At 70.4% G+C, this 25171-nt stretch carries 21 protein-coding genes; 6 read left to right on the plus strand and 15 right to left on the minus strand.

The features are described from left to right. Nucleotides 1-24 precede the first annotated feature (24 nt). From AC5LSR_RS00785 to AC5LSR_RS00820, 8 genes are all read right to left on the minus strand, one after another. On the minus strand, nucleotides 25-807 hold the full coding sequence (locus AC5LSR_RS00785) for an enoyl-CoA hydratase/isomerase family protein (RefSeq protein WP_250280837.1): 783 nt from the start codon (nucleotides 805-807) through the stop codon (nucleotides 25-27). 145 nt (nucleotides 808-952) lie between these two features. Beyond that, on the minus strand, nucleotides 953-1711 hold the full coding sequence (locus AC5LSR_RS00790; protein WP_250280838.1) for an SDR family NAD(P)-dependent oxidoreductase: 759 nt from the start codon (nucleotides 1709-1711) through the stop codon (nucleotides 953-955). Nucleotides 1712-1841: 130 nt separating this feature from the next. Further along, complete coding sequence (locus AC5LSR_RS00795) at nucleotides 1842-2771, minus strand: hydroxymethylglutaryl-CoA lyase (RefSeq protein WP_250290994.1); 930 nt, start codon at nucleotides 2769-2771, stop codon at nucleotides 1842-1844. 59 nt (nucleotides 2772-2830) lie between these two features. After that, the gene (locus AC5LSR_RS00800) at nucleotides 2831-4060 is read right to left on the minus strand and encodes an acetyl-CoA hydrolase/transferase family protein (protein WP_250280842.1); all 1230 of its coding nucleotides are present in this window, start codon (nucleotides 4058-4060) and stop codon (nucleotides 2831-2833) included. Then, on the minus strand, nucleotides 4057-5259 hold the full coding sequence (locus tag AC5LSR_RS00805; RefSeq protein WP_250280843.1) for a thiolase family protein: 1203 nt from the start codon (nucleotides 5257-5259) through the stop codon (nucleotides 4057-4059). The genes AC5LSR_RS00800 and AC5LSR_RS00805 overlap by 4 nt, the downstream gene beginning before the upstream one ends. Further along, nucleotides 5259-6008, minus strand: coding sequence for an SDR family NAD(P)-dependent oxidoreductase (locus tag AC5LSR_RS00810; protein WP_250280845.1), 750 nt, complete (start codon nucleotides 6006-6008; stop codon nucleotides 5259-5261). The genes AC5LSR_RS00805 and AC5LSR_RS00810 overlap by 1 nt, the downstream gene beginning before the upstream one ends. Beyond that, the gene (locus tag AC5LSR_RS00815; RefSeq protein ID WP_250280847.1) at nucleotides 6008-7174 is read right to left on the minus strand and encodes an acyl-CoA dehydrogenase family protein; all 1167 of its coding nucleotides are present in this window, start codon (nucleotides 7172-7174) and stop codon (nucleotides 6008-6010) included. The genes AC5LSR_RS00810 and AC5LSR_RS00815 overlap by 1 nt, the downstream gene beginning before the upstream one ends. A 73-nt stretch (nucleotides 7175-7247) precedes the next feature. After that, a complete protein-coding gene (locus AC5LSR_RS00820) occupies nucleotides 7248-8366 on the minus strand; it encodes an acyl-CoA dehydrogenase family protein (RefSeq protein WP_250280850.1) in 1119 nt (372 codons plus the stop codon). Nucleotides 8367-8461: 95 nt separating this feature from the next. On the opposite strand from AC5LSR_RS00820, the gene AC5LSR_RS00825 reads away from it, so the two are divergent. After that, nucleotides 8462-9232, plus strand: coding sequence for a FadR/GntR family transcriptional regulator (locus AC5LSR_RS00825; RefSeq protein WP_047223273.1), 771 nt, complete (start codon nucleotides 8462-8464; stop codon nucleotides 9230-9232). 55 nt (nucleotides 9233-9287) lie between these two features. On the opposite strand, the gene AC5LSR_RS00830 is transcribed toward AC5LSR_RS00825, so the two are convergent. Together AC5LSR_RS00830 and AC5LSR_RS00835 are read right to left on the minus strand one after the other, a co-directional pair. Further along, nucleotides 9288-11261 (minus strand): AMP-binding protein, encoded by a 1974-nt coding sequence (locus tag AC5LSR_RS00830; protein ID WP_250280852.1) that lies wholly within the window; start codon nucleotides 11259-11261, stop codon nucleotides 9288-9290. A gap of 2 nt (nucleotides 11262-11263) precedes the next feature. After that, nucleotides 11264-12439 (minus strand): acyl-CoA dehydrogenase family protein, encoded by a 1176-nt coding sequence (locus AC5LSR_RS00835; RefSeq protein WP_250280854.1) that lies wholly within the window; start codon nucleotides 12437-12439, stop codon nucleotides 11264-11266. A 188-nt stretch (nucleotides 12440-12627) separates the two neighbouring features. Here AC5LSR_RS00835 and AC5LSR_RS00840 point away from each other — a divergent pair, with 188 nt between their 5' ends. Together AC5LSR_RS00840 and AC5LSR_RS00845 are read left to right on the plus strand one after the other, a co-directional pair. Further along, complete coding sequence (locus AC5LSR_RS00840) at nucleotides 12628-13083, plus strand: FAS1-like dehydratase domain-containing protein (RefSeq protein ID WP_250280855.1); 456 nt, start codon at nucleotides 12628-12630, stop codon at nucleotides 13081-13083. Next, on the plus strand, nucleotides 13080-13571 hold the full coding sequence (locus AC5LSR_RS00845; RefSeq protein WP_250280857.1) for a MaoC/PaaZ C-terminal domain-containing protein: 492 nt from the start codon (nucleotides 13080-13082) through the stop codon (nucleotides 13569-13571). The genes AC5LSR_RS00840 and AC5LSR_RS00845 overlap by 4 nt, the downstream gene beginning before the upstream one ends. A gap of 133 nt (nucleotides 13572-13704) precedes the next feature. On the opposite strand, the gene AC5LSR_RS00850 is transcribed toward AC5LSR_RS00845, so the two are convergent. The 4 genes from AC5LSR_RS00850 to AC5LSR_RS00865 form a co-directional block, all read right to left on the minus strand. Beyond that, nucleotides 13705-15375 (minus strand): AMP-binding protein, encoded by a 1671-nt coding sequence (locus AC5LSR_RS00850; protein ID WP_250280859.1) that lies wholly within the window; start codon nucleotides 15373-15375, stop codon nucleotides 13705-13707. Nucleotides 15376-15502: 127 nt separating this feature from the next. Continuing rightward, entirely contained in the window at nucleotides 15503-16288 is a 786-nt protein-coding gene (locus AC5LSR_RS00855) for an enoyl-CoA hydratase/isomerase family protein (protein ID WP_250280861.1), read from the minus strand. Between the two features lie 30 nt (nucleotides 16289-16318). Next, nucleotides 16319-17299, minus strand: a complete 981-nt coding sequence (locus AC5LSR_RS00860; protein WP_250280863.1) for a quinone oxidoreductase family protein — start codon at nucleotides 17297-17299, stop codon at nucleotides 16319-16321. A 78-nt stretch (nucleotides 17300-17377) separates the two neighbouring features. Continuing rightward, entirely contained in the window at nucleotides 17378-18487 is a 1110-nt protein-coding gene (locus AC5LSR_RS00865; protein ID WP_250280865.1) for a LuxR C-terminal-related transcriptional regulator, read from the minus strand. Nucleotides 18488-19221: 734 nt separating this feature from the next. On the opposite strand from AC5LSR_RS00865, the gene AC5LSR_RS00870 reads away from it, so the two are divergent. The 3 genes from AC5LSR_RS00870 to AC5LSR_RS00880 all read left to right on the plus strand — a co-directional run bounded on the left by AC5LSR_RS00870 (nucleotide 19222) and on the right by AC5LSR_RS00880 (nucleotide 22999). Continuing rightward, a complete protein-coding gene (locus AC5LSR_RS00870) occupies nucleotides 19222-19353 on the plus strand; it encodes a hypothetical protein (RefSeq protein ID WP_445548342.1) in 132 nt (43 codons plus the stop codon). Between the two features lie 115 nt (nucleotides 19354-19468). Further along, nucleotides 19469-21085 carry a long-chain fatty acid--CoA ligase gene (locus AC5LSR_RS00875; RefSeq protein ID WP_493468060.1) on the plus strand — a complete coding sequence of 539 codons (1617 nt, stop codon included), beginning with the start codon at nucleotides 19469-19471 and terminating at the stop codon, nucleotides 21083-21085. 750 nt (nucleotides 21086-21835) lie between these two features. Further along, a complete protein-coding gene (locus tag AC5LSR_RS00880; RefSeq protein ID WP_250280867.1) occupies nucleotides 21836-22999 on the plus strand; it encodes a LuxR C-terminal-related transcriptional regulator in 1164 nt (387 codons plus the stop codon). A 317-nt stretch (nucleotides 23000-23316) separates the two neighbouring features. On the opposite strand, the gene AC5LSR_RS00885 is transcribed toward AC5LSR_RS00880, so the two are convergent. Then, nucleotides 23317-24870, minus strand: a complete 1554-nt coding sequence (locus tag AC5LSR_RS00885; RefSeq protein ID WP_250280868.1) for an NAD(P)/FAD-dependent oxidoreductase — start codon at nucleotides 24868-24870, stop codon at nucleotides 23317-23319. Nucleotides 24871-25171 lie beyond the last annotated feature (301 nt).

Below are 25171 nucleotides of genomic sequence, written 5' to 3' on the forward strand. Positions count from 1 at the left end.
CGGCCGGCCGACCGGGCCGGGGTGTCAGACGAATTTCGGCGGACGCTTCTCCAGGAAAGCCGCCAGCCCCTCTTTCGCCTCGCCCGACTCGAACAGCTCCTGTTCCTGGGCGACCTCGTAGGCGAAGCCCGCCGGCAACGTCAGGTCGAACGCGGCGTCGACCGTGCGGACCACGGCGTGCAGGGCGGGCTGCGACAGCCGGCGCAGCTCGGCGGCGAGCCTGAGCGCCTCCTGCTCGGCCTGCCCCTGCTCGACGAGCCGGTCGACCAGGCCGATCGCGTGGGCCTCCGGCGCGGGCACCTGCCTGGCCGTCAGCATGATGTCGAGGGCCCGGCCACGGCCGACGAGCCGCGGCAGCCGCTGGGTGCCGCCCGCGCCGGGGATCAGGCCGAGCCTGGCCTCGGGCAGGCCGAGGCGCGCCCCGGCCCCGGCGACCCGCAGCGTGCACGCCATCGCGAGCTCAAGCCCGCCGCCGAGGGCCAGCCCGTCAATGGCCGCGATCGTGATGCGGTCCGGCGCGGCGAGCCGGTCGAGCACGCCGCGCAGCTCGTCACCATAGGCCAGGAAGGACTCGGCGTCCACCGCGGACATGTGCTTGATGTCCGCGCCGGCGGCGAAGAAACCCGGAATGGCGGACGTGACGACGGTTATGACGTTGCCCGCCGCGTCCAGTTCGTCCAGCGCGGCGGCCAGCCCCTCGATGATGGGCCTGCCGAGCGCGTTCGCGGGCGGCCGCTCCAGCGTCACACGCAGAACGCCGTCCGCCACACGATCCCATCTGACGGCCGTGCTACCAGGGTCGGGCATTGTGTCATCCTCATTCAACAGCTTGTGGATCCGCGGTGGCCACGAACACGGCCCGTGGAACGGGCGCCGGCCGCCGCCTGCCATTCCGGGTGGATATCTTTCCGGGTGGGACGTCCCCGGCCGGGCCGGCGGGCCGGCGGGCCGGTCAGGCCATGGTGAGCCCGCCGCTGACCGACAGCGTCTGGCCGGTGATGTAGCCGGCCTCGTCGGAGGCGAAGAACGCGACGGCCGCCGCCACGTCGCTCGGCTGCGCCAGGCGGCGCAGGGGCACCGACCGGGTCATCCCGGCGATGACCTTCTCGGCGTCCTGGCCGGCGTTGTCGGCGAACTTGCGCAGGGCGGGCGTGTCGGTGGGGCCGGGGCAGACGGTGTTCGCGGTGACGCCCTTGGTGGCCACCTCGCGGGCGAGCGTCTTGGTGAAGGCGATGATGCCGCCCTTGGCGCCGGAGTACACCGCCTCGAGCGAGGAGCCGACCCGGCCCGCGTCGGAGCCGATGTTGATGACGCGCCCCCAGCCCCGCTCCAGCATGCCGGGCACCACGGTCCTGGTGACCCGCAGCGCTCCCTTGAAGTTGATTTCCAGGATGCGGTCCCAGAACTCCTCGGTGGTGTCGACGAACTTCAGGAAGTCGTCCCAGCCGGCGTTGTTCACGGCGATCTCGACCGGGCCGAGCTCGCCGGTCACCGCCTTCACCCCGGCCTGGACGGAGGCGGTGTCCGTCACGTCCACGTGGACGGCGATGGCCCTGCCGCCGGCGGCGGTGACCGCCGCGGCGGTGGCCTGCGCCGCCTCGAAGTTGAGGTCGGCGACGGCGACCTGGAAGCCCTTGGCCCCGAGCGTCCGCGAGATGCCTTCGCCGATGCCCTGCGCGCCGCCGGTGACGAAGGCGACCCGATTGCTCATGTTTGTCTCCGCTGTGCTCGTCGTGTCGTGTGTTCGCCGTGCCGGTGGAGCTCGCCGTGCGGGCGGAGCTCCGTCGTGCCGGCGGGGCTCCGCTGTGCCGGCGGGGCTCCGCTGTGCCGGCGGGAAAGCCTCAGGCGGCGCTGGACGGCCAGTTGACCGGCCCGGCGATGATCGAGTGGCTGGTGAGGGTGCGGCCGAGCACCGACTGCGCCTCGCGGGCCGCCTCGATGATCGCGGGCAGCGACAGGCCGGTGGCCACGCCCATCTCGTGGAACATGCTCACCAGGTCCTCGGTGGCGATGTTGCCGGTCGACCCGGCCGGGACGGGGCAGCCGCCGAGTTCGCCGAAGCTCGACTCGAAGCTGGCGCAGCCGGCTTCCAGCGCGGCGAACGCGTTGGCCAGCCCCTGCCCCCGCGTGTTGTGGAAGTGGGCGGTGACCTCGGTCCCGGGCAGCCGCTCGAGCGCCGCGGTGAAGAACTCGCCGGCGTACGCGGGGTTGGCCATCCCGGTGGTGTCACCGAAGCCGATCTCGGTCGCCCCCGCCTCGGCGAACCGCTCCGCGAGGTCCAGCACCCGCTTCAGCTCGATCCTGCCCTCGTACGGGCAGCCGAAGGACGTCGCGATGACGGCGGCGCACTTCAGCCCCTCCGCCCGGATCCGGCCGACCATGACGTCGTTGTCGGCCATCGTCTCGTCGACGGTGCGGTTGACGTTCTTCTTGTTGTGCGTCTCCGACGCGGACACGAAGACCGCGACCTCGTGGAAGAGGTGGCGCACCTTCAGCGCGTTGTCCAGCCCCCTGCTGTTCGGGACGAGGACCATGAGCGACACGTCGTCGGGCACGTCGATGCTCTCCAGCACCTGCACGCCGTCGGCAAGCTGCGGGATCACGTCCGGGCGGACGAAGCTGGCCACCTCGATCCGTTTGAAGCCGGCCCGGCCCAGGGCGTTGATGAGCCGGACCTTGTTGTCGGTGGCGATGCGTTCCGGTTCGTTCTGGAAACCGTCCCGTGGGCCGACCTCCCGGATGTGCACATGGTCGGGGCGGTGCGTGCTCATTGTTCGGGCTCCTCTCCGTTCTGTGCGGCCCGCTTCGCCGCGGGCCTTACCCGGCTGCTTCAGGACTTCTCCAGGGCGGCCCGCTCGAGGGCTTCCTGATGCTCCGGCGCGGCGATGGCGATCAGGCGCCGGGCTCGTTCCGCGAGGCCGCAGCCGCGCAGGTGCGCGGCGCCGTACTCCGTCACGACCACGTCCACGTCCGACCGGGAGGTCGTCACCACGCCCGCCTGAAGAGCCGGCCTGATCGTGGACCGATCCCCGGAGCGCGCGCGCAGCGCGATGATGGAACGGGTCCCGGTCAGTGCCGCCGCCCGCGAGAAGTCGACCTGGCCGCCGACCGCCCCGATCAGGACGCCGCGGCGTACCTCGGCTCCGACCTGCCCGGTCAGGTCGACCTCGATGGCCGAGTTGACCGACACCAGCGAACGCAGCTGGGCCAGCGTCGCCGGGGCGTGCGTGTAGCTGGCGGGGCGGAACTCGACCGGCAGGCCGGCCAGCCGCTCGTACAGCTCGGTGCTGCCGAGCGCCGCGCCGGTGACGATGACACCCCGGTCGATCTCCTTGCGCGCCCCGGTCAGCACGCCCTTGTCGACCAGGCGCAGGATGCCATCGGAGATCATCCCGGAGTGGAAGCCGAGGTCCCGGTGGCCGACAAGGCCATCGAGGACCGCGGACGGGAGCGGGCCGACACCCATCTGGAGGGTGTTCCCGTCCTCGACGAGCTGCGCGACGTTGCGCGCGATGGCCTGGTCCGTGCTGTCCGGCGGGCGTTCGGGCGCCTGCCGCAGCGGACGGTCGGTCTCCACCACGGCCGCGAACCGGCGCAGCGGGATGCGTGGCGTGCCGACGGTCGCCGGCATCCGCTGGTTGATCTCGGCGATCAGCACGGGGGTGTGCGCCACGGCGTCGGCGGCGTAGTCCACGCCGATGCCGAGCGAGCAGGTGCCGTCGGCGTCCGGCGGCGAGACCTGGACGAAGCCGACATCGCGGGGCAGATGCCCCTCGGCGAACATCCGCGGCAGGGCGGAGTAGTGGCACGGCAGCACGTCGAGGCGCCCGGCGCGGCTGAGCACCCGTAACTCGCCCAGACCGCCGTAGGAGACCAGGCGCAGCGCCTCGGGCAGCTCCCGGGTGAGCCGCTCGTCCCAGCTCAGCCCGCAGAAGGCGCGCCGCGGGCCGAGCCGGCCGATCTGGTCGAGCAGCGCGTGCACCAGCGGCTGCGGCTCGGCGCTCGCCTGGCCCCACCAGACGCCGGCACCCGGCGCCAGGTACCTCGTGAGATCGATCATCCGTCGAGCCGCTGCACCAGGGTGGCGGTGCCGAGCCCGCCGCCGCAGCACATCGTGATCAGGCCGAGCTCGGCGTCGCGCCGCTGCAGCTCGGCGAGGATCGTGGCGGTCAGGCGCGAGCCGGTGGCGCCGACGGGATGCCCGAGCGCGATGGCCCCGCCGTTGACGTTGACCCGGTCCATGTCGGGCTTGAGCTCGCGTTCCCAGGCGAGCACCACGGAGCTGAACGCCTCGTTGATCTCGATCAGGTCGATGTCGTCGATCGTGAGCCCGTTGCGCTCGAGCAGCTTGCGCGTCGCGGGGATGGGGCCGGTCAGCATGATGACCGGGTCGACCCCGACCGTGGTCTGGTCGAGGACGCGGGCCCGGACCTTCAGGCCGTGACGCTGCGCGGCCGGGCGGGAGGCGAGCAGCACGGCGGCGGCGCCGTCGGAGATCGGTGACGAGCTGCCGGCCGTGATGCGCCCGTCCTCCGGGCGGAAGGAGGGCTTCAGGCCGGCCAGCGTCTCCAGGTTGGTGCCCGGCCGGATGCTCTGGTCGCTGCTACGGGTCTCCCCCGCCAGTTCCAGGGGCACCATCTCGGCGGCGAAGCGGCCCTCGTCGACCGCCGCGACGGCCAGCTGGTGCGAGCGCACCGCGAACTCGTCCATCTCCGTGCGGCTGATCTGCCAGCGGTCCGCGATCAGCTCGGCGCTCTCGCCCTGGTGGACGAAGGAGTACCGGTCGCGCAGCTGAAGCGGCCACGGGTCGCCGTAGAGCTCGGAGATCCTGCCCGGCGAGTTGATGGGGACGTGCCCCATGTGCTCGACGCCGCCGGCGATGACCACGTCGTGCGTGCCGGAGCCGATCAGCGCGGCCGCCATGGCGAGCGCGGTCTGCGCCGACCCGCAGCGCCGGTCGAGGGTGACGGCGGGCACCTCCGGCGGGTAGCCGGCCTGCAGCCAGGCGTTGCGCCCTATGTTGCGCGACTGCTCGCCGAAGGGCGCCGTACAGCCGATGACGAGGTCCTCGACCACGTCGGGAGCGATACCGCTACGGGCGATCAGCTCGGTGTAACAGGCGGCGAGAATCGCGTTGGGGTGGGTGTCGCGGTACCAGCCCCGCTCCGGGTGCGACCTGCCGATGGGTGTGCGGACGGCCTCCGCTATCAGCACCTCGCGGCCGGTGCGCAGGAAGGGGCTCGTGGTCGTCCTGGTCATCACATCACCGTTCCACCGTCGACGGGCAGCACCTGGCCCGTGATGTACGCGGCCGCGTCGGAGGCGAAGAACACGAAACTGCCGGCGATCTCCGCCGGCTGCGCCCAGCGGCCGAGCGGGATTCTCGCCAGCGTCTTGCTCGCCAGCTTCTCGTTGCTGCGGATGTTCTGCGTCATGGGTGTGGCCGCCAGCGGGGCCAGCGCGTTGACCGTGACGTTGCGCCGCGCGAGCTCCTTGGCCAGCGACTTCGTCAGGCCGATGATGCCGGCCTTCGCCGCCCCGTAGTTGGCCTGCCCGATCGTGCCCTGCAGCCCCGCGGCCGAGGTCACGTTGATGATGCGCCCGCTGCCGTCCTCGGGCAGGTACGGCAGGGCGGCCTGGCTGCACACGAAGCTGCCGACCAGGTGGATGTCGATGATCCGGCGGAACGCCTCCTGGGTGAGGTCGGGGAACATCGCCGGTGCGATCGCGCCGGCGTTGTTGACCAGGATGTGCAGGGTGCCGCCGGCGAGCGCCGCCGCGCGCCGGGCGGCCTCGGCGGCGGCCGTGCCGTCGCGGACGTCGAGGGCGAAGGAGTCCGTCGTGCCCCCGGTGGCGCGGATGCGTTCCGCCACCGACTTCGCCGCCTGTTCGTCGATGTCGGAGACGAGGACCGCGGCACCCGCGGCCGCGAACGCCTCCGCGACCGCCGCCCCGATCCCGCTGCCCGCCCCCGTCACCAGTGCCGAGCGGCCGTGCAAACCGAACATCAGTAGCTCCTGGGCAGACCGAGAACGTGTGGGCCGAGATAGTTCAGGACCATTTCCTGGCTGATCGGGGCGATCCGCAGCAGCCGCGCCTCCCGGAAGTAGCGCGCGACGGGGTACTCCTCGGAGTAGCCCATGCCGCCGTGCGTCTGCAGCGCCCGGTCGGCCGCCTGGAAACCGGCGTCGGCGCACAGGTACTTGGCGGTGTTCGCCTCCCGGGCGCAGGGCTTGCCCTGGTCGTAGAGCCAGGTCGCCTTGCGCAGCACCAGTTCGGCCGCGTCGAGGTGGGCCAGCGAGTCGGCCAGCGGGAACTGCAGGCCCTGGTTCTTGCCGATGGGACGGCCGAACACCTCGCGCTCGTTGCCGTAGCGGACGGCCTGCCGCAGCGCGGCGCGGCCCAGCCCGAGCGCCTCGGCGGCTATCAGCATCCGCTCCGGGTTCAGCCCGTCCAGCAGGTAGCGGAACCCCGCGCCCTCCTCGCCGACCCGGTCCTCCACCGGAACGCGCAGGTCGTCGATGAAGAGCTCGTTCGAGCTGACCGCGTTGCGCCCCATCTTCCTGATCGGCCGGATGTCGACCGCGTTGCGGTCGAGGCTGGTCAGGAAGAGGGTCATGCCGTCGGTCTTCTTCTGCACGTCCTCGTACCTGGTCGTCCGGGTGAGCAGGAGGACCTTCTCGGACTCCAGCGCCTTGGAGATCCACACCTTGCGCCCGTTGACCACGTAGTGGTCGCCGTCCCGGCGGGCGAACGTGGTGATGCGCGTGGTGTCGAGCCCCGCGCCCGGCTCGGTGACCCCGAAGCACACGTGCAGGTCACCGTTGACGATGCGGGGCAGGTTGCGCTGCTTGAGCTCGTCCGAGCCGTGGACGATGACCGGGTGCATCCCGAAGATCGACAGGTGCATCGAGCTCGCGGCGTTCATGCCGCCGCCGGCTGCCGACACCTCCTCAAGCAGGATCGACGCCTCGGTGATGCCGAGGCCGTGACCGCCGTACTCCTCGGGCGTGGTGATCCCTAACCAGCCGCCCTTGGCGAACGCGTCGTAGAACTCGGTCGGGAACTCGTGTGCGGAGTCCTTCTCCAACCAGTACTGGTCGTCAAACTTGCTCGCGAGCTCGGCGACGGCTTTGCGGATCGTCGCCTGGTCCTCTGTCAGGTCGAAGTCCACGGCAGGCCTCCTGTTCGGCCAGGCACGACAGATTTTGGATTGATTGTATCAAAGGACAGACCAAAAAGTTGTATCAGGCGACGGGCAGCAGCGGCAGCGCCGCGGCCAGCCGCTCGTTCCACACGCCCGGCGCGCCGAAGAGCCGTTTGTTCAGCTTCGCCCGCTTGTAGGCGAGCTGCAGCTCGTGCTCCCAGGTGTAGCCGATGGCGCCGTGCATGGTCAGCGCGCTGTCGGCCGCCTGCTCACCGGCGGCCGTGACCTGCGCCTTCGCGGTCGCCGCGTGCAGCGCCGCGTCCTCGTGCCCCTGGTCCACGGACACCGCGGCGAAGTAGACGACGGAGCGGGCGGCCTCGACCGCGACCAGGATGGAGGCGGCCGCGTGCTTCACCGCCTGGAACGAGCCGATCGGGACCCCGAACTGCCGCCGCTGCTTGCTGTACTCCACCGCGAGACGCAGCATGCGCTCCGCGGCCCCGAGGCTGTCGGCGGCGACGAGAACGGCCGCCCGCAGCGCGGCCTGGGCGAGCACCCGCTCGGCGTCGGCGCCCAGCCGCCGGGCGGGGACGTCGGCGAGATCCACGTCCGCCACCGAGCGGCTGCGGTCCAGCAGTTCACGGGCCCTGATCCCCACCCCCTCGGTGCCGGCGTCGACCAGAAACAACGCCCGCCCCGCGGCCGTGCCCGCCGGGACGATCAGCTGCCGGGCGCGGTCCGCGCCGAGCACCGACCGCACGGTGCCGCGCAGGACCCCGCCGTCCCCACCGTCCCCGCCGTCCAGGCCGGCCCGGCCGGCCCCCACCTCGACGACCGGGCCGGGCTCGTCCGGCGGCCTGTCGGCGTCCACGGCAAGAGCCGCGAAGCTGCCGTCGGTGAGCACCGCGGCGGCCCGCTCCGGCAGGACGGTCAGCGCCTCGACGGCGAGCACCGACGCCGTCCACGCGCTGGACGGTGCGCTGTGCCGCCCCAGCCGCTCGGCCGTGAGCGCGAGCTCCAGCAGGCCACCGCCCTGGCCGCCGTACTCCTGCGCGAACCCCACGGCCAGCCAGCCGTCCGAGACGAGAAGCCCCTCGAACGTGGCGGCGTCACCGGCGCCGAGCCAGCCGTGCACGGTATCGGCGGGGGCGAAACGGTCCAGCCACTCGCCCAACGAGTCCCGGAACATCTCCTGCTCGTCGGCCAGATCCCACCGCATGCCCGCTCCTGTAATGCTCGTCCATGACTGCCCTGTGCACGATGTTCGGATGGTAACTTAGGTCTGACCAATAGACCATCGATAGAGAGAATCACATGGCCGACGCGTTGAAGAAGGATCGATCGGCGATCCGGCTCGCTCCCATGGAGGTCCCCAAGGCATCGGACGTGCTGGCGAACGAGCTTCGCGAGCGCATCCTCACCGGCGAGTTCACCGAGGACACACCGCTTCCACCAGAGCGTGAGCTGGTCACGCAGACCCGGATGAGCCGTTCAACCGTCCGGGAGGCCCTGCGCATCCTTGAGGTTCAGGGCCTGGTCCGGATCAAGGCCGGTCGGGCCGGTGGCGCCTTTGTCCAGCGGCCGAGCAAGGACGCGGTCGAGACCTCGGTGAGCCTGGTGATCAGAGGCCAGCAGATCCGGCTGGCCGCGCTGCTGGAGACCCGCGAGGCCATCGAGCCGTTCTGCGCCCAGCTCGCCGCCCGGTACCGCACGGAGGACGACCTGAAGGTGCTCGATGCCGCCAACGAGGCCATCGCCGACACCGGCAGCACGCTGGCGGCGTTCCTGCAGGCCAACGTCGACTGGCACGTGGGCGTGGCCACCGCCAGCCACAACGAGTTGCTGATCGGCCTCATGACCGCCCTGTCGCGGGCGATCTACACGGCCACCGAGAACGAGCGGTTCATCAACGACGAGGTGCGACGGCTGGCGGCGAAGGCGCACGTGTCCATCACCAGGGCCATTCGCGCGCGGGACCCCGAGGCCGCGGTACGCCGGATGAACCGTCACGTCCACTCCTACGCCCAGGCGGTCCTCGAGGTCGAGGAACGCACCGAGATATCGGTTCCCAACAACGGGGCGTGACAGGCTCTCGTCAGCCTGCCACGGCCCCGTCGTCACACACCGGTCCATACCGGGCTCAGGCGTCCAGCCCGACCGCCGCGCGGATCTCCTCCACCGCGTCCGGGTTCTCCGCGCCGGAGAGGTCCCCGGGATCCCGGCCCAGGGCCGCCGCCCGCACCGCGCGCCGCAGTATCTTCGCCGACCGCGTCTTGGGCAGTTGCGACACCCGCCGGACCAGCCCCGGGGCGAAGGGCTTGCCGAGCTCGGCCGCGACCATCTCCCGCAGCTGCGCCGAGACGTCCTCGGTCGCGTCCGGACGGGGGACCCAGAACGCCCAGACGGCCTCGCCCTTCTTCGGGTCCGGGACGCCGACCGCCGCCGCCTCGGCCACCGCCGGATGGGTGATCATGACCGATTCGACCTCCGCCGGTGCCAGCCGCTTGCCCGCCACGTTCATGACGTCATCGGAGCGGCCCAGGATGAACCACTGCCCGTCCTTGTCGACCAGGGCGAAGTCGCCGTGGCGCCACAGGCCGGGGAAGGTCGACCAGTACGCCTCCAGATAGCGGGCCTCGTCCCGCCACACCCCGCGCGTCATCGCCGGCCACGGCTGCCGGCACACCAGCTCGCCGACCTCGCCGCGCACCGGCTGCGCCCGGTCGTCGACCACGTCGACGTCCATGCCCAGCGACGGGCCGCCCAGCGAACAGCTGCGGATGGGCTCGACCGGGTACGGCGCGAGGAAGGATCCGCCGACCTCGGTGCCGCCCGAGAAGTTGATGACCGGGACCCGCCCGCCGAAGACGTCCCTGGCCAGCCACTCGTAGGAGTCGGGGTCCCAGGGCTCGCCCGTCGAGCCGAGCACGCGCACCGACGACAGGTCGAAGCCGTCCAGCGAGATCTTCTCGCTGGAGCGCAGCGTGCGGATCAGCGTCGGCGAGACCCCGAGCATGGTGACGCGGTGGCGGTCCACCAGGTCCCACAGGCGGTTGGTGTCGGGCACGTCGGGCGAGCCCTCGTAGAGCAGCAGCGTCGCGCCGTTGGCGTGCGTCCCGAAGATCGACAACGGGCCCATGATCCAGCCCATGTCGGTCACCCAGCAGAACACGCCCCCCGGGCCGACGTCGAAGGAGTAGGCGACCTCGCTGGCCACCTTCACCAGGAAGCCGGCATGGGTGTGGACGGCACCCTTGGGCCGGCCCGTCGTCCCGGAGGTGTACGCCAGCAGCAGGGTGTCGGTCGCCCGCAGCGCCTCGGCCTCGCCAGCGCCATCCGGGCCGGTGAGCAGGTCGCTCCACCGGACATCCCTGGTCGCGGAGATCTCCGGGGCGTCGTCGAGGTTGCCGACGACGACGACGTGCTCCACCGTCGGGCAGGACCGCAGCGCCTCGTCGAGCAGCGGTTTCATGGCCACCGCGCGGCGGCGCCGGACGGTGCCGTCGGCGACGATGACCGCCTTGGCGTCGGCGTCCTGGATACGGGAGGCGATGGCCGAAGGCGCGAACCCGGAGAACAGCGGCACCAGGACCGCGCCGATGCGGGCGGCCGCGTAGGAGGCGACGACGGCCTCGGGGATCATCGGCAGGAACAGGGCGACCGCGTCGCCCCTGCCGATCCCGAGCCGGCGCAAGCCGGCACTGACCCGCTCCACCTGCCGGGTGAGCTCACGGTAGGTCACCGTCGTGGTCGTGCCGTCCTCGGCCGCGTGGATGACGGCCGGCCGGTTCGCGACCTGCTCGTCGCCGTCCCAGCGCCCCAGGCAGGCGTCGACGATGTTGAGCTCGCCGCCCACGAACCAGTCGGGATGCTCGATGCCCGCGGAGAGGTCGACCACCCGCGAGTACGGCGTGCGGAAGGGCAGGCCCAGGTCCTTGACCACGGCGTCCCAGTACCAGCCGATGTCGCGCACCGAGCGCTCGCGCAGCTCGGCCAGTGACGACAGGCCGTGTGCCCGCGCCAGCCGGGTGACGTTGGCGTTCTCGATGTACTCGGAGGTGGGGGTCCAGGTGTACCCGGTCCCGGTGTGCTCGGTCCCAGTGTGCTCGGTCACGGTCAGCTCCGGGGCATGTTGAGGATACGCTCGGCGACGATGTTGCGCTGGATGAAGGTGGATCCGCCGGCGATCGCGGTGCCGCGGGCCTGGTAGGCCAGCCGGAGCCAGCGCGTGCTGTCCAGTTCCTTGTCGTCCGGGGAGAACTGGCCGCCCAGCGGCTCCAGGGAGAGCCGGAAGTCCGCCAGGTCCTCGACGAGCGGGCAGAAGTAGAGCTTGCCGATCGAGGTGACCGGCCCGGGCGGGCCGTCGGCGGCGGCGAGCGTGACCACCCGCTGGCCGATGAGATAGTGGATCAGGGCGCGCCCGTAGAGGTCGGCGACCTTCTGGCGGACCGCCGGGTCCGCCCCCAGCGGGCGCCCGTCGTCGCCGGTGCGCTGGCTGATGTCGGTGATGATGTCGTCGACGGCGCGCTTGGTGTTCACCCGGCCGGTGGCGATGGCGACCCGCTCGTAGGACAGCGTGGCCATCGCGACCCGCCAGCCGCCGTCCACCTCGCCGACGACCCGGTCGTCCGGGACGAAGACGTCGTCGAGGAAGACCTCGTTGAACTCGGCCTCACCCAGCATGTGCGCGAGCGGGCGGATGGTGACGCCGTCGGCGTCCATCGGCAGCAGGAAGTAGGTGATGCCCTTGTGGCGCGGCCCGCCGCCGGTGCGCGCGAGCAGGATGCCGTTGGCGGCGAGGTGCGCCCGGCTGGTCCAGATCTTCTGGCCCTGCAGCCGCCAGCCGCCGTCAGCCCTGGTCGCCCTGGTCCGCAACGACGCCAGGTCCGAGCCGGCCTCCGGCTCGGAGAAGAGCTGGCACCAGATCTCCTCGCCGGTGAGGATCGGCCGCAGGAAGCGTTCCTTCTGCTCGTCCGTGCCGAACTCGATGATCGTCGGGCCGGCGAGATCCTCACCGATGATGTTCAGCCGTTCGGGGACGCCGGCGCGGTCGGCCTCCTCGGTGAAGATCGCGCGTATTTTCGCGTCGGCGCCACCGCCGCCGTACTCCTTCGGCCACGACAGCCCGGCATAACCGGCGTCGAACAGCAGACGTTGCCACTGCTGCCAGAACGGAAGCTTCTCGACCAGATCGGCCGGCTCCGGCCAGGGAAGGCGCGGAAGTGCCGTCGCCAGCCATTCCCGGACCTCGGTGCGGAAGTGTCGTTCCCCTGGCGAGTCCGCAAGATCCATGCTTGCACCCCTCATCCGCGATTGATGCGATGGTACTATAGGTCAGACCGAAAAGGGGTTTTCACGATGACCACTCGTACGATGACTGCTCGTACGATGACCACTCGTACGATGACCACTCGTACGATGACTGCTCGCGCGGCCGCCACCCGCACGGTGGCGGCTTTCACGGCGGCGGGGAACAACGGGTGAGCGACGGGAAACTCGTCGGCACGGTCGTGGACGAGGTCGCCTTCGACGTCGAGCGCGGCAAGATCTGGGAGTTCGCCCGGGCGACGTTCACCACGGACCCCGTGCACACGGACGCGGACGCCGCGCGCGCCGCGGGTTTCGACGATCTGCTGGCCACCCCGACCCATGTCGTCGCCGTCGGGCACTGGCGTGACCAGCGCGCCTTCGTCGACCGGCTCGGCCTGGCCCTCGAGCGCGTGGTCGTGGGCTCGGTGCGCTGGCAGTACCTGCGCCCGCTGCGGGCCGGGGACTCGCTGCGCGCCGTGCGCCGCGTCGTCGGTGACGAACGCCGTGCCGGGAAACGCGGCGGCTCCATGCGCGTCGTGACCCTGGAGACCGAGTATGTCGACGCCACGGGAACACCGGTCGTCCGGCAGCGGGACGTGCTCATCGAGCGAGGAAAAAGCGCATGAGTCAACCCATCCGGGCCAGGCGGCCCGTTCGGGCCGCGGTCGGGGACACCCATCCGGCCCGGGAGATCGGGCCGCTCACGCAGACCGACATCGTGCGTTTCGCCGGCGCCGGCGGCGATTTCAACCCGCTGCACCACGACCCCGAGTTCGTGCGCTCAAGCGGCTTTCCCGGTGTCATCTCGATGGGGCAGCTACAGGCCGGGATACTGGCCGGCTGGCTGTCGGACTGGCTCGGCGTGGAACACCTGCGGGAATTCGAGGTGCGCTTCGTCGCCCCGGTTTTCCTGGGTGACGTCCTGCGCCTGTCCGGCGAAATCGTCGGCATCGTCGCGATCGACGGGCCGGGCCCCGGCCCGGCCGACGGGCCGGACGCGGAGTCGGCCGTCGCGCCGGCCGCCGAGTCGGTCGCCGAGATCGCCCTGTCGGTGCGCCGGGGTGACGACACGGTGGTACGGGCCAGCGCGAAGGCCGTCGTCGCCTCGTCCTGAGGTCGCCTCGACCCGGCACCGCGCCGGCCCACCCACGCCGGCGGCCACCACCGGTGGCCGCCGCGCCGGCACCGGGGCGTCTCCCGCGGGTCTCCGCTCGGCTTTGAGCCGGACCCGCGGGAGGCACCCCGGCTCACACCCCGAGCTTCTCGGCCTTGAGCTTCTCGGCGATGTCGGTGCGCAGGACGTGCTTCTGGACCTTGCCCGTCGCGGTCATCGGCAGCTGTGGAACGGTCTCCAGGCGCTCGGGCACCTTCTGGATGGCCAGCCCCCGCTCGAGCAGATAGGTCCGTACGTCCTCGAGCGTCAGCGGCTCGTGCCCCGCGGCGAGCACGAGGTAGCCGCACAGCCGCTCCCCCAGCCGCTCGTCCGGCATCCCGACGACCGCGACGTCGCTGATGGCCGGGTGGGCGGTGAGCAGGTCCTCGACCTGGCGGACGCTGATGTTCATGCCACCGCGGATGACGATGTCCTTCAGCCGGCCGGTCACCCGGACATAGCCGTCGGCGTCCATGACCCCGAGGTCGCCGGAGCGCGAGTAGCCGTCCGGGGTGAACAGGGCGGCGGTCTCCTGGGGGTTGTTGATGTACCCGAGCATGTGGCTGGGCCCGCGGAAGGCGATGTCGCCCTCCTGGCCGCGCGGCACCTCGTGGCCCGTCTCGTCGACGATCCTGACCGAGGTGCCGGGCAGCGCCGACCCGTCGGAGGTGACCGAACGGGCCGGGTCGTCGTCCGCCGTGCACATGGTGCTCACGGCGTTCTCGGTACGGCCGTAGAGGCTCAGTATCTGGCAGTTCGGCAGCAGGTCACGGGCCTGTTCCACGAAGGGGCCCGGTATGGGTGCGCCCGCGCAGACCCAGATCCGCAGGCTGGCGGGATCGTGCTGGTCGGGGTCGTAGACGTCGATGAGCATCTGCAGGAACGTCGTCGCGGTCACCGCGACCGTACAGCCGAACTCGCCGATCTGCCGCAGCCCCGCGCGGGGCTCCCACACGTCCATCAGATGGGACGCGGCACCGTAGATCAACGGTATGAGCAGGCTCGTGATGAACCCCGTCGTGTGTGTTATCGGCGACGGACCGAACTGGACGTCGGACTGGCGGTAGCCGAGGCCCCTGCCGAGCAGCCGCGAGCCGGCGGCGAAGGTGTTGAAGGTGTGCAGGCAGCCCTTGGGGCTGGACGTCGTGCCCGAGCTGTAGACGATCACGAAGGGGTCGTCGGCGCCGGCACCCGCGCCGATCTCCTCGGCCGTGGGCACCGGGCCGGAGCCCGTCAGCAGCGACTCGAAGGGGATCACCGTGTCGCGCTCGCCGGCGCCGCTCCCCCGCACTACGACGATCTTCTCCAGGGCCGGGCTGTCGACCTGGAGCTTGGTGTACATGTCGAGGTAGTCGAACTTCCTGAACTTCTCGCTGGTGATGGCCACCCGGACGCCGCCGTCGCGCAGGATGTAGCCGACCTCCTCGTTCCGGTAGATCGGCATGATCGGTATCGCGACGGCGCCGATCCGCGCCAGCGCCACCACGGCCTGCGTGAACTCCGCCCAGTTGGGGAGCTGGACGCTGACGCGGTCCCCCCTGCCGATGCCCAGGCGCCGCAGGCCGGCCGCGAGGCGTAACCCGCTGTCCCGCAGTTCCCGGTAGGTCAGGGACGTGCTGCCGTCCGTGACGAAGACCTTGTCGGGCTGCTGGGAGACCTGCGCGTCCAGGACGTCGGACAGGGTTTCCTCACGCCATACACCGGTGGCGTAGCAGGTGGCGATGTCGTCGTGCGAGTAGCGGTCCGTCACCGTCGTGAACGTCATCGTGATCTTCCTCGTCGTCAACAGCTACCGTGCCTCAAGTCACACTATTTCAGTCAACCTTAGAATGGTTAGACCAAAAAGGCAACGAGTAGGAACCGGTCGCCGACGGCGGGTCAGAACCGGACGATCATCGCATCTTCCACTCGGGAGCCCGCTTCTCCCGGAACGCCCGCACCCCCTCGACGAGGTCCTCGGTGGTGAAGGCCAGCGCGAGCTGGGCCTGCAGCACGTCCAGCGCCTCGCCGAGCGCGAGGTCCCGGGTGGCGTTGATGGCGTCCTTGCCGAGCCTGATCAGCAGCGGGGACTTCGACGCCACCTTGCGCGCCCAGGCGCCCACAGCGTCGCCGAACTCGGCGTCGGGCACCACCGCGTTCACAATGCCCAGGTCACGGGCTTCCGAAGCGCTGATGAGCTCACCGAGCAGCATCAGCTCGTTGGCCTTGAGCCGACCGACGTTGCGGTAGATGAGAGCCGAGATCATGAAGGGGAACGCACCCACGTTGATCTCCGGACAGCCGAACCGGACCGACTCCTTCGCGATCACCAGGTCGCAGGCCAGCGCCAGCCCGAACGCCCCCGCGAGCACGTCACCGTTGGCGGCGCAGATCACCGGCTTGCCCAGGGCCCCGATCAGCTTGAACAGGCGCGGGAAGCGGTCGAGCCCGGCGTACTTGGTGATCGTCGGACGGTCGTCGGCGAACGCCTTGAGGTTGCCGCCCGCGGAGAAGATCCGCTCATGCGACGAGGTGAGCACCGCGACCCGCACGCCGGTGTCGTTCCTTGCCTCCTCCAGCGCGGCGAGGAGATCGTCGAGGAGCTCGTCGCTGAGCGCGTTGCGGGTCTCCGGGTGATCCAGCGTCACGACGGCGACCCCGTGGTCGTCGACCTCGTAACGGACGAGCTTGTCTGCCATTGGCTGTTGTCCCTTCCCGGTCCGGGGTGTTCAGTCCTGCGTCAGGACGATCTTGCCGAACCCGCCGCCCCGCTCGAGGTACTGATGCGCCCGGTCGGCCTGGTCGAGCGGGAAGACCCGGTCGATGACCGGGGGCGCCACCCGCCGGGACGACAGCAGCTCCAGCAGCCCGGCGAAGTCGCGGGGACCACCCATTGTGGTACCGAGCAGGTCGAACTGCCCGAAATAGAAGTGCCGCACGTCGATGCGCGCCTCCTGCGCGCGCGACGCGCCGAGGACCACCAGCCGGCCGCCCGGCCGCAGCGCCCGGATCGACTCCTGCCAGGTGCCCACCGAGTCCAGCACGAGGTCGAAGCCCTGCCCCGCGGGTGAGAGCTCCTTCGCCGCCGATGGCCAGTCGGGCTCGGTGTAGAGCACGCCACCGCCGGCCCCGAGCCCCCGGGCAGAATCGATCTTGTCGGCCGAGGACGAGGTGACCACCACCGAGGCGCCGATGCCGGCCGCGAGGCCGACCGCCATCGTGGCGACACCGCCACCGGCGCCGAGCACCAGGGCGGACTCCCCGGCCCGCAGCCGGCCGCGGGTGAACAGCGCGCGATAGGTGGTCAGCCCCACCAGCGGCAGGGCCGCCGCCTGCGGCCAGCTGAGCCCGGCGGGCTTCGGCACCACGCACTCGACGGGCACCCGCACCAGCTCGGCGTAGGTGCCCGGCCGGTGGTCGCCGAGGATCTCCCAGGCCGCGCCCGGCGCGCTGTCGTCCTCGCCCCACCACAGCGAGGGCACGATCACCACTTCCTCGCCGGTGTCCACCTGCACGCCCGCGCCGTCCGCGCCGGGCACGTGCGGCAGCGGGGAATGGTACCTGCCCTGCCGGACCAGCACGTCGTGCCAGTTCAGGGCACTGGCCCGCAGCCGCACCGTGACCCACCCGGGCTCCGGCCGCGGGTCGGGGAAGTCGGTGAGCCGCAGGTTGCCCGCCGGGCCGAACTCGTGGAGGACAACCGCGCGCACCCTGCCTCCAGGACTCCCCGAAAAGGTCTGACCATTTTGACCCTAGTGCCGGGAGCCGCGAGGGCGCAAGCAGCCCCGCTACAGGTGGTTCTGGCCGATCGTCAGGCGCAGGTACTGGGAGATGGCCTCCGCGCGGTTCTCCGCGCCCAGCTTGCGCAGGATGCGCTTCACATGCGACTTCACGGTGCCGTTGGTGATCACGAGTTTCTCGGCGATCCGGTTGTTCGTCGCGCCCGTCGCCATCAGCGTCAGTACCTCGAGCTCGCGGCCTGTAAGAGATTCGATCTTCGACGAGCGCGCGGTGTGCAGCATCCTGGTGGGCCGGGTGGCGGCCAGCGCGGTGACGTGCTCCCGGCTGGCGAGATCGATCTCGGCGCCGGCGAGGTCGTCCAGCACCGACTCGACGGTCTGCATCGCGCTGCGCACCTGCTCGCGCTGGTCACGCAGCCGCGCCAGCAGCACGGCGCGTTCGAAGATCTGCCCGAACGCCTCGGCGAAGGCCCACAGGATGTCGCGGTCGAGGGCGGACGCCTGCTCGGCCTTGTAGTCCGCGTGCAGGAACCCGATCACCCGGCCGGTCGGCATGAGCGGCGCCGCGACATAGGAGCGCAGCTCGGAGGCGTCCAGCAGCGGACGGTAGACCCGCCGGTCGTGCGCGCCGTCGGTGACCAGCGCCGGCTCGCACCGGCGCACCATCTCGCTCTCGAGCAGCAGATGGTCGAGAGGGATCTCCGGGATGGCACTGATCCACTTCCGGAAGGTCCGCTCCACCTCCTGGTCGGTGACCGCGTAGCTCTTCCACGGCCGCCACACCGAGCCCTCGACCCGCGAGAGCATCACCCGGTCGAAACCGCAGCTGTGCACGACCGACTCGCACACGCGGTTCAGCAGCTCGTCCGGATCATGTACTTTCCGCAGCTGAGCCAGGCCGGCGTCGAGCATGTCCAGGCGCTCCAGGCGCTCGTGGACGAGAAAGTCGTGGATCTCGTAGCGGATGGTGTGCAGCCCCGCCAGCGCCGTGCTCACGTTGACGAGCGAGGCACCGTCCGGGTACTTCGCGGGCGAGACGAGCCGGTCACGGAGCAGGCCACCCATGACCGCGAGCTGCCCGTCGACACCGCTGAGGCCGTCCGCGGGCCGGGGGGCGACGTCCTGCTCCGGGCCTCCGACCAGCTGACCGGCTGTCACCAGTAGTTCACGCGCACGACGCGTCAGGTCAGGCCGCCGACGCGCCCCGACGGGAACCATCGTGTCCGCGGCGTCCCGGGGGCCTCTTCCCTTCGGTGGAGTCATCGTTGCCAGATCCAGTTCGTAAGGGCCTACCGCACCGGCCTGCGCACCGAACCGGTGAGGCGTGTGGCATGTAAGTCTAGGCCCGGCCGATCGGTTCAGGCCTGACCAGTCAGACCTGACCAGCTGGACCTGACCGGTCAGGCCTGACCGGTGGCCGCGGCCGACGAGCGTCCCGGACCGCCCGCCCTGCCCCGTCGCATCGCGGCCCGCCCGCCGGCGCCGGCGCGCCGTCGGCCCGCCCGGCTCTGCGGCCAGGGGCTCCCGGCGGTGACAGACAAGCCCACCGAAGTACATGATCGTGGGTGTCTGGCGACAGCTGGGACAGCACGCGGCGGCGATAAAAAAGAACCACCGAGGGGACCACGCTGTCGACGGTTCGCGGGACCGGCCCGCGGGCGGGGCCTCGAGCGGCGCGAAGACGCAGGTCAGGGGCGTGCGGGCAGGCCCGCGAGGCCACCCGCGCGGGCAGCCCGCGCCGGTACGGACGGGCTTTTCAGAAGGAGAAAGCCGGAAGAAGGCATCGTGAATGCCTCCGTGAACCACGACCTGCGTGCCGGGCATGGGCAGTGCCCGCCACTCGCCCGGCACTTGCTTGCTACTTGCTTGCTACTTGCTTGCTTGTAGCACCCATGCTCTTCAACCTTGCGGACGACGCCGACCAGGTGACATTGTTGTATAGCCGACCGGATGACGGCCTGCGTTCTTCCGTACAACGCGCGGCATCGCTGTGCCCGATGCCCGCCATCGTGATCGAGGAGTGAACCGGTGCGCCCAGCCGTTGCCGAAGCCGTTCCGGCCGGTCCGTACATGGTGGTGTCCCCGCTCGCGGCCCAAAGCCGGGCCTGACGAACAAGGATGTGCGCTGTGCGAAGCACCATGCAGGACTTCCCTCTGACAGTGCGTTCGATAGTGGCGCACGGCACCTCGGTCCACGGGGATCACGGCGCGCGGACCGTGCTCGAGCCCGGCCGGGTCGGCCGCGTCACGTACGCGGAGACCGGTGCACGGGCCGCCCGGCTGGCAGGCGCCCTGCGCCGGCTCGGCGTCGTCGGGGACCAGCGGGTGGCGACCTTCCAGTGGAGCAACCAGCAGCACCTTGAGGCGTACGCGGCCGTACCGGCGATGGGGGCCGTGCTGCACACGCTGAACATCCGGCTGGCCGCCGACCAGGTGGCCTACATCGCCAACCACGCCGAGGACCAGGTCATCATCGTTGACGACTCCCTGATCCCGCTGCTGGCCGGGGCCCTGCCGAAGATAGACAGCGTGCACACGGTGCTGGTGAACGGCAACGGGGACGTCGCCGCCCTGGAGGGTTCCGGTAAGCAGATTCTCCGGTACGAGGAGGTCCTTGCCGCCGAGTCCGAGGAATTCGGCTGGCCGGCCGTTGACGAACGCGACGCGGCTTCGATGTGCTACACCAGTGGCACGACGGGCAACCCCAAGGGAGTGGTTTACAGCCACCGGTCGCTGTGGTTACATTCGCAGGCCGCCTGCACCGCGCAGGGTTTCAGCATCAACGCCGACGACACGATTCTCACCATCGTGCCGATGTTCCACGCCAATGCCTGGGGCCTGCCGTATGCCGCTCTGATGAGCGGTGCCAATCTGCTGTTGCCCGGGCCCTTCCTGCAGGCCGCGACGCTGGTCAGGACCATCGACCGGGAACGCCCGACCGTGTCGGGGGCCGTTCCCACCATCTGGAACGACATCCTCAACCACCTGCGGAGCAGCCCTGGGGCCGACCTGTCCTCGTTGCGCCTGGTGCTGTGCGGCGGATCGGCGGTGCCGCGCTCGTTGATGGAGGCCTTCGACAAGGAGTTCGGCGTCCGGATCCTGCACGCCTGGGGCATGACGGAGACCTCGCCGCTGGCGGCGATCGCCCGGCCGCCGGCCGGCCTCGACGAAGAGGAGACGATGCGGTTCCGGGTCACCCAGGGCAGGCCGATCGCGGGCGTGGATCTTCGTATCGTCGACGACAACGGCGTCGAGCTGCCCGCGGACGGGAAGTCGATCGGCGAGCTCGAGGTCCGCGGGCCCTGGGTCACCGGGGGCTACTACCGCGACGACGACCCGGAGAAGTTCCACGACGGCTGGCTGCGCACGGGCGACATCGGCAGGGTCGACCCCCTGCACTACGTCACGTTGACCGACCGGACGAAGGACGTCATCAAGTCGGGCGGCGAGTGGATCTCCTCGGTCGAGCTGGAGAACACGATCATCGGCCATCCGGACGTGCTCCAGGCCGCCGTCATCGGCGTGCCCGACGAGAGGTGGCAGGAGCGCCCGCTCGCGGTCGTGGTGCTGCGGGAGGAAGCGAGCGCGAGCGCCGAGGAGCTACGGGCCTGGCTGACGGGCCGGGTCGCGAAGTGGTGGCTGCCGGAGAACTGGTCGTTCGTGGACGCCGTCCCGCTGACGGCGACCGGCAAGTACGACAAGAAGGTGCTGCGCCGTCAGCACGCGGAACAGCTTCTGACAGTGCAGACCATCTGACACCGTCAGCGTGAAGTACAGGTATACCGCGAGGTACGGGTATACCTGTGAAGTACTGATATACCGAGATGGCGGGACGGCCGGCGGGAAGCAGGGGCTCGTGAGGCGGGCCTCCCGTCCCGGGGCCAGGGGCACGCGGTGTCAGGGGTCATCCCTGGCGCCGCGGCCCGCTCCGCCCCGTTCGCCCGCTCTGTCCGTTCGCTCCCCCGCCGCCCGCGGGAGGCCGGGACGGGGCTCTGCCGCAACGGGAAGAGGCATGCGTCGCGGGCCGGCCGCGTGCAACAGCCGCGCAGCTGGCTCCACCGTGTCACGTCGCGTCGTGAGAAGCCCGGCGACGACCCGATGACCCGGCTCGCCCAGGGCGAGCGGACGATGAGACCGCGACGGCCCGTTCACGTCCAACGTGATCTTACTTTAAGCAAGAAAATCAACTCGACAAGCAACATTTATGATCTTATAAGCCGTTGATTCGGCAGGATCCGCTACGAATCGGTACTTCTGCGTACGGCGTGCACGCTACCCTCTTTGGAAAAGAAGCTCGGTCGCGTTCGCATGGGTGACCCAGTGGGCCAGTCAGCCGTATGGTTTGGCGCGTCCGTAACACGGCCGAGCGACAGAGATCGACAGAACGTGCCAAGGCCGGACTTTGACTTATGATCTGCCAGGCGGCCAGCGTTGGGCGCCTGGCAGTCGAGGAGGCTCATCGTGCCCACCGGGGATATCAGGTGCCACGGGAGAAACCGCAGACCGATGACCGGCGACCGCATACGCCAGGGGTCGATCTCCGACCGGACGGTGAGCGAGGTACTCGCCATCATCGACAAGGCCCAGACACTCCTGTGCTCCCAGCATCTGCCCGACGCCACGGAGATCAACGACTTACCCGCCGCCAGCAGCGCGCTGGAAACCGTCTGGAACGGCGTGTGCGCGGCCGCGGCCGGCGACCGCGCCACCGCCGACCAGCTGGCCGGCGCCGATGACCTGCTGCCACTGCTCATCCAGCTGAAGAACACCGACGACGACGTCCGCGAGGAACACGCCCACCACCACTCCAGCACGATCCGTAATGTTCAGAACGCTCTCGGTCGATTACACCCGTTCTCCTCGGTATCCGAACTGATCGAGGCAACCCCGGGCATCGTGTGCACGATGGGGTTCGACCGGGCGGTCATGTCACGTATCAACGAGTCGATCTGGGTACCCGAGACGGTGTACGTCGAGGGGGACAGGGAATGGGCCCAGGCCATCGCGCAGGCCGGGCAGGACCATCCACAGAGGCTCGTGCCCCCCTTGTTCGAGACGGAGATCGTACGGCGGAGACGGCCGCTCATCGTCACCAACGTCCAGGACGAGACACGGGTCCACCGGGCGATGGTCGATGCGGCCCGCGTCAGGAGCTATGTCGCGGTACCGATCACGGCCTCCTCCCACGTGATCGGCTTCCTGCACGCCGACCGCTACTTCCACGGCGACGCGCTCGCCGACTTCGACCGGGACATCCTGGCAATCTTCGCCGAAGGCCTGGGCTACGCGCTGGAGCGCGCGGTCCTTCTCGACCGCCTGGCCCAGATGCGCACCGAGATGCTGCGCTACACCGCCGGGCTGACGGCGACGATGAACGACATCGAGGAGCCGATCAGGTTCGGCTCGTACGGGATGGCCAACGGATTCACCCGGCCCGTACGCCCGCTCCACGACGACCCCTGGCCCACGGACTCCCGTCTGACCAGGCGCGAGATCGACGTGCTCAGGCTGATGGCCGCCGGCAACACCAACGCGCGCATCGCCGACCGGTTGATCATCTCCGAGGGGACCGTGAAGTCCCACGTCAAGCACATCCTGCGCAAGCTGAACGCGGCCAGCCGAACCGAAGCGGTGTCGATCTGGCTGCACGGCGAGCGGGAGGCGTCCTGAACCGCCGGGAACAGCCGCCGCGCCGGCGACAGGCGAACGACCGGCGACCGGCGACCGGCGCACCACACCTGCCCGGCAACGCACCGGAGTGTGGACGGGCCGACGCCGTCCGCAGCACCGTCGCGACCACCACGAGCCGTGATCATCCGATCAGGCCGGTGGGTGCTGCGCCCAGGCGGCCGGCAGCGTCTCTCCCATACCCGGGATCCGGGCGCGGGAGGGACGGGGCGTCACTGCCGGTGACATCGGCAGGCCGCTAAGAGCGCCGGGCACCCGCCGACGGCTCCCCCGGTTCCCGGTGACGGCCTGCCCGGCCGTCACGGTCGTGTCGCCGGGCCCGCCGCGGCGTCGACCGAGGCCCGCGGGAGGACCGGGGCGTCGCGCCCCGTCCCGAGGGAACCGCCCGGCCGGCCGGCCGCGGAACCCGCGCCCTCCTCGTGGTACTCCTCCTCGACGTTGACCGACCAGACGTCGTGGGCCGTGCCGGTGGCGATGTTCTCGGCGGTGAGCATCGCGGTGAGCATCGAATGGTCCTGGTTGTTGTACCGGAACATCCCGTTGCGGCCGACCGGGTGGACGTTGGTGGCGTGCTCGGCGAGCCAGCCGCGGATCACGTCGACGTTCGCCCGGTAACGGTCGTCGTAGATGGGGTACGCCTTGCCCTGGCGGACCACATATCCCGCCTCGACGTCCTCGTAGTCGACAAGGCCGAGCTTGGCCAGCTCCCGCCTGCCCTGTTCGATGAGCTCGTCGTCGGGGGCCGTCCAGGCGGCGTCGCTCTCGAAGACCGTGTACTCCAGGCCGAGCACGTTACGGCCGTCCTTGACCAGGAACGGCGACCAGGAACCGAAGTTCTGGATGCGCATGGTCCGCACCTGCGGGTCGTGGATGTAGATCCAGTTGTCCTCCCAGGGCACCTTGCCGGCGGGCACCACGAGCGCGACGGTGATGAAGTCCCGGTAGCGCAGGTCGCGCGCGGCCCGCGCGACAGCGGCCGGGACGGGCGGGTCCATCGCCGTGATCAGCTCGGAGATCGGCATGGACGACACGACGTCGGTACAGGGGTAGACGGTGGTTCCCCCGTCACCGTCGCGTGCGACGACCGCCGTCGCACGGCCATCGGCGTGCCTGACGCCCACCACGGTCGTGTTCATCACCACCTTGCTGCCGGCGGCGGTGACCTTGTCGCGGCAGACCTCCCACATCATCCCGGGGCCGTACTTGGGGTACTGGAACTCCTCGATCAGCGAAGTGATCTTCTTCTGGTTGCGGCGCGGCGAGACCGCGTTGACGATGGCGTTCGCCAGCGACAGGCTCTTGACCCGCTGGGCGGCCCAGTCGGCCGGCATCTCGCTGACCGGCACCCCCCAGACCTTCTCGGTGTAGGTCTTGAAGAAGGTGCGGTAGAGACGCCAGCCGAACCGGGCGACCAGCCAGCTCTCGTAGTCCGTCTGATCCTTCGGCGGCCGGGCCCTGGCCCACAGGTACGAGCCGACGCACCGGGCGGCCTCGGCCGGGCCGAGGTTGCGCAACGCGTTCCCGGCGCTGATCGGATAGTCGTAGTAGGCGCCGTTGTAGAAGATCCGGCTCTTGCGCGGCCGCAGCAGGAAGTCGGCGTCGCCGAGGATCTCGTGCCAGAGCTCCTCGACCGCCCGGACCTTGGTGAAGAACCGGTGGCCGCCGATGTCGAACCGCCAGCCGTCGCGCTCGACCGTCCGGGAGATGCCGCCGACCTGGTCGTCCGCCTCGAGGATGGTGGAGGCGATCCCGTACTTGTGCAGCTGGAAGGCCGCGCTCAGACCCGCTGGACCGGCGCCTATCACCAGGATCTCGCGACCGGGTTCCGCGGGCGGCGTTGAAAGCTCGGTCATGGGATGCAACGGCTCCTTGATGGCTGAAGGGGACGATTCCTGCGGCTGGCTACCCGGCGATGCCGGTCACCCTGCGCTGGCCAGCCCGCGGTGGCTACGTGGTGTGATATAGCGGCCACGGTCTGATCGGGGATCGCCATCTTCGATGACCGTTCCCACGCCGCCCGCAATGATCACGCTTTCCATCTTCACCAGAGTAGAGAGTAGATAGTCCACGTGGGCGGGAGGACGGCGGGTCTCACCATGGCCCGCCCGGGTGGTTCCGCACGGGCCCACTCGGCCCGTGCGGCCGGGCGGCTGC

Source organism: Protofrankia sp. CiP1_Cm_nod4 (genome assembly GCF_982290645.1).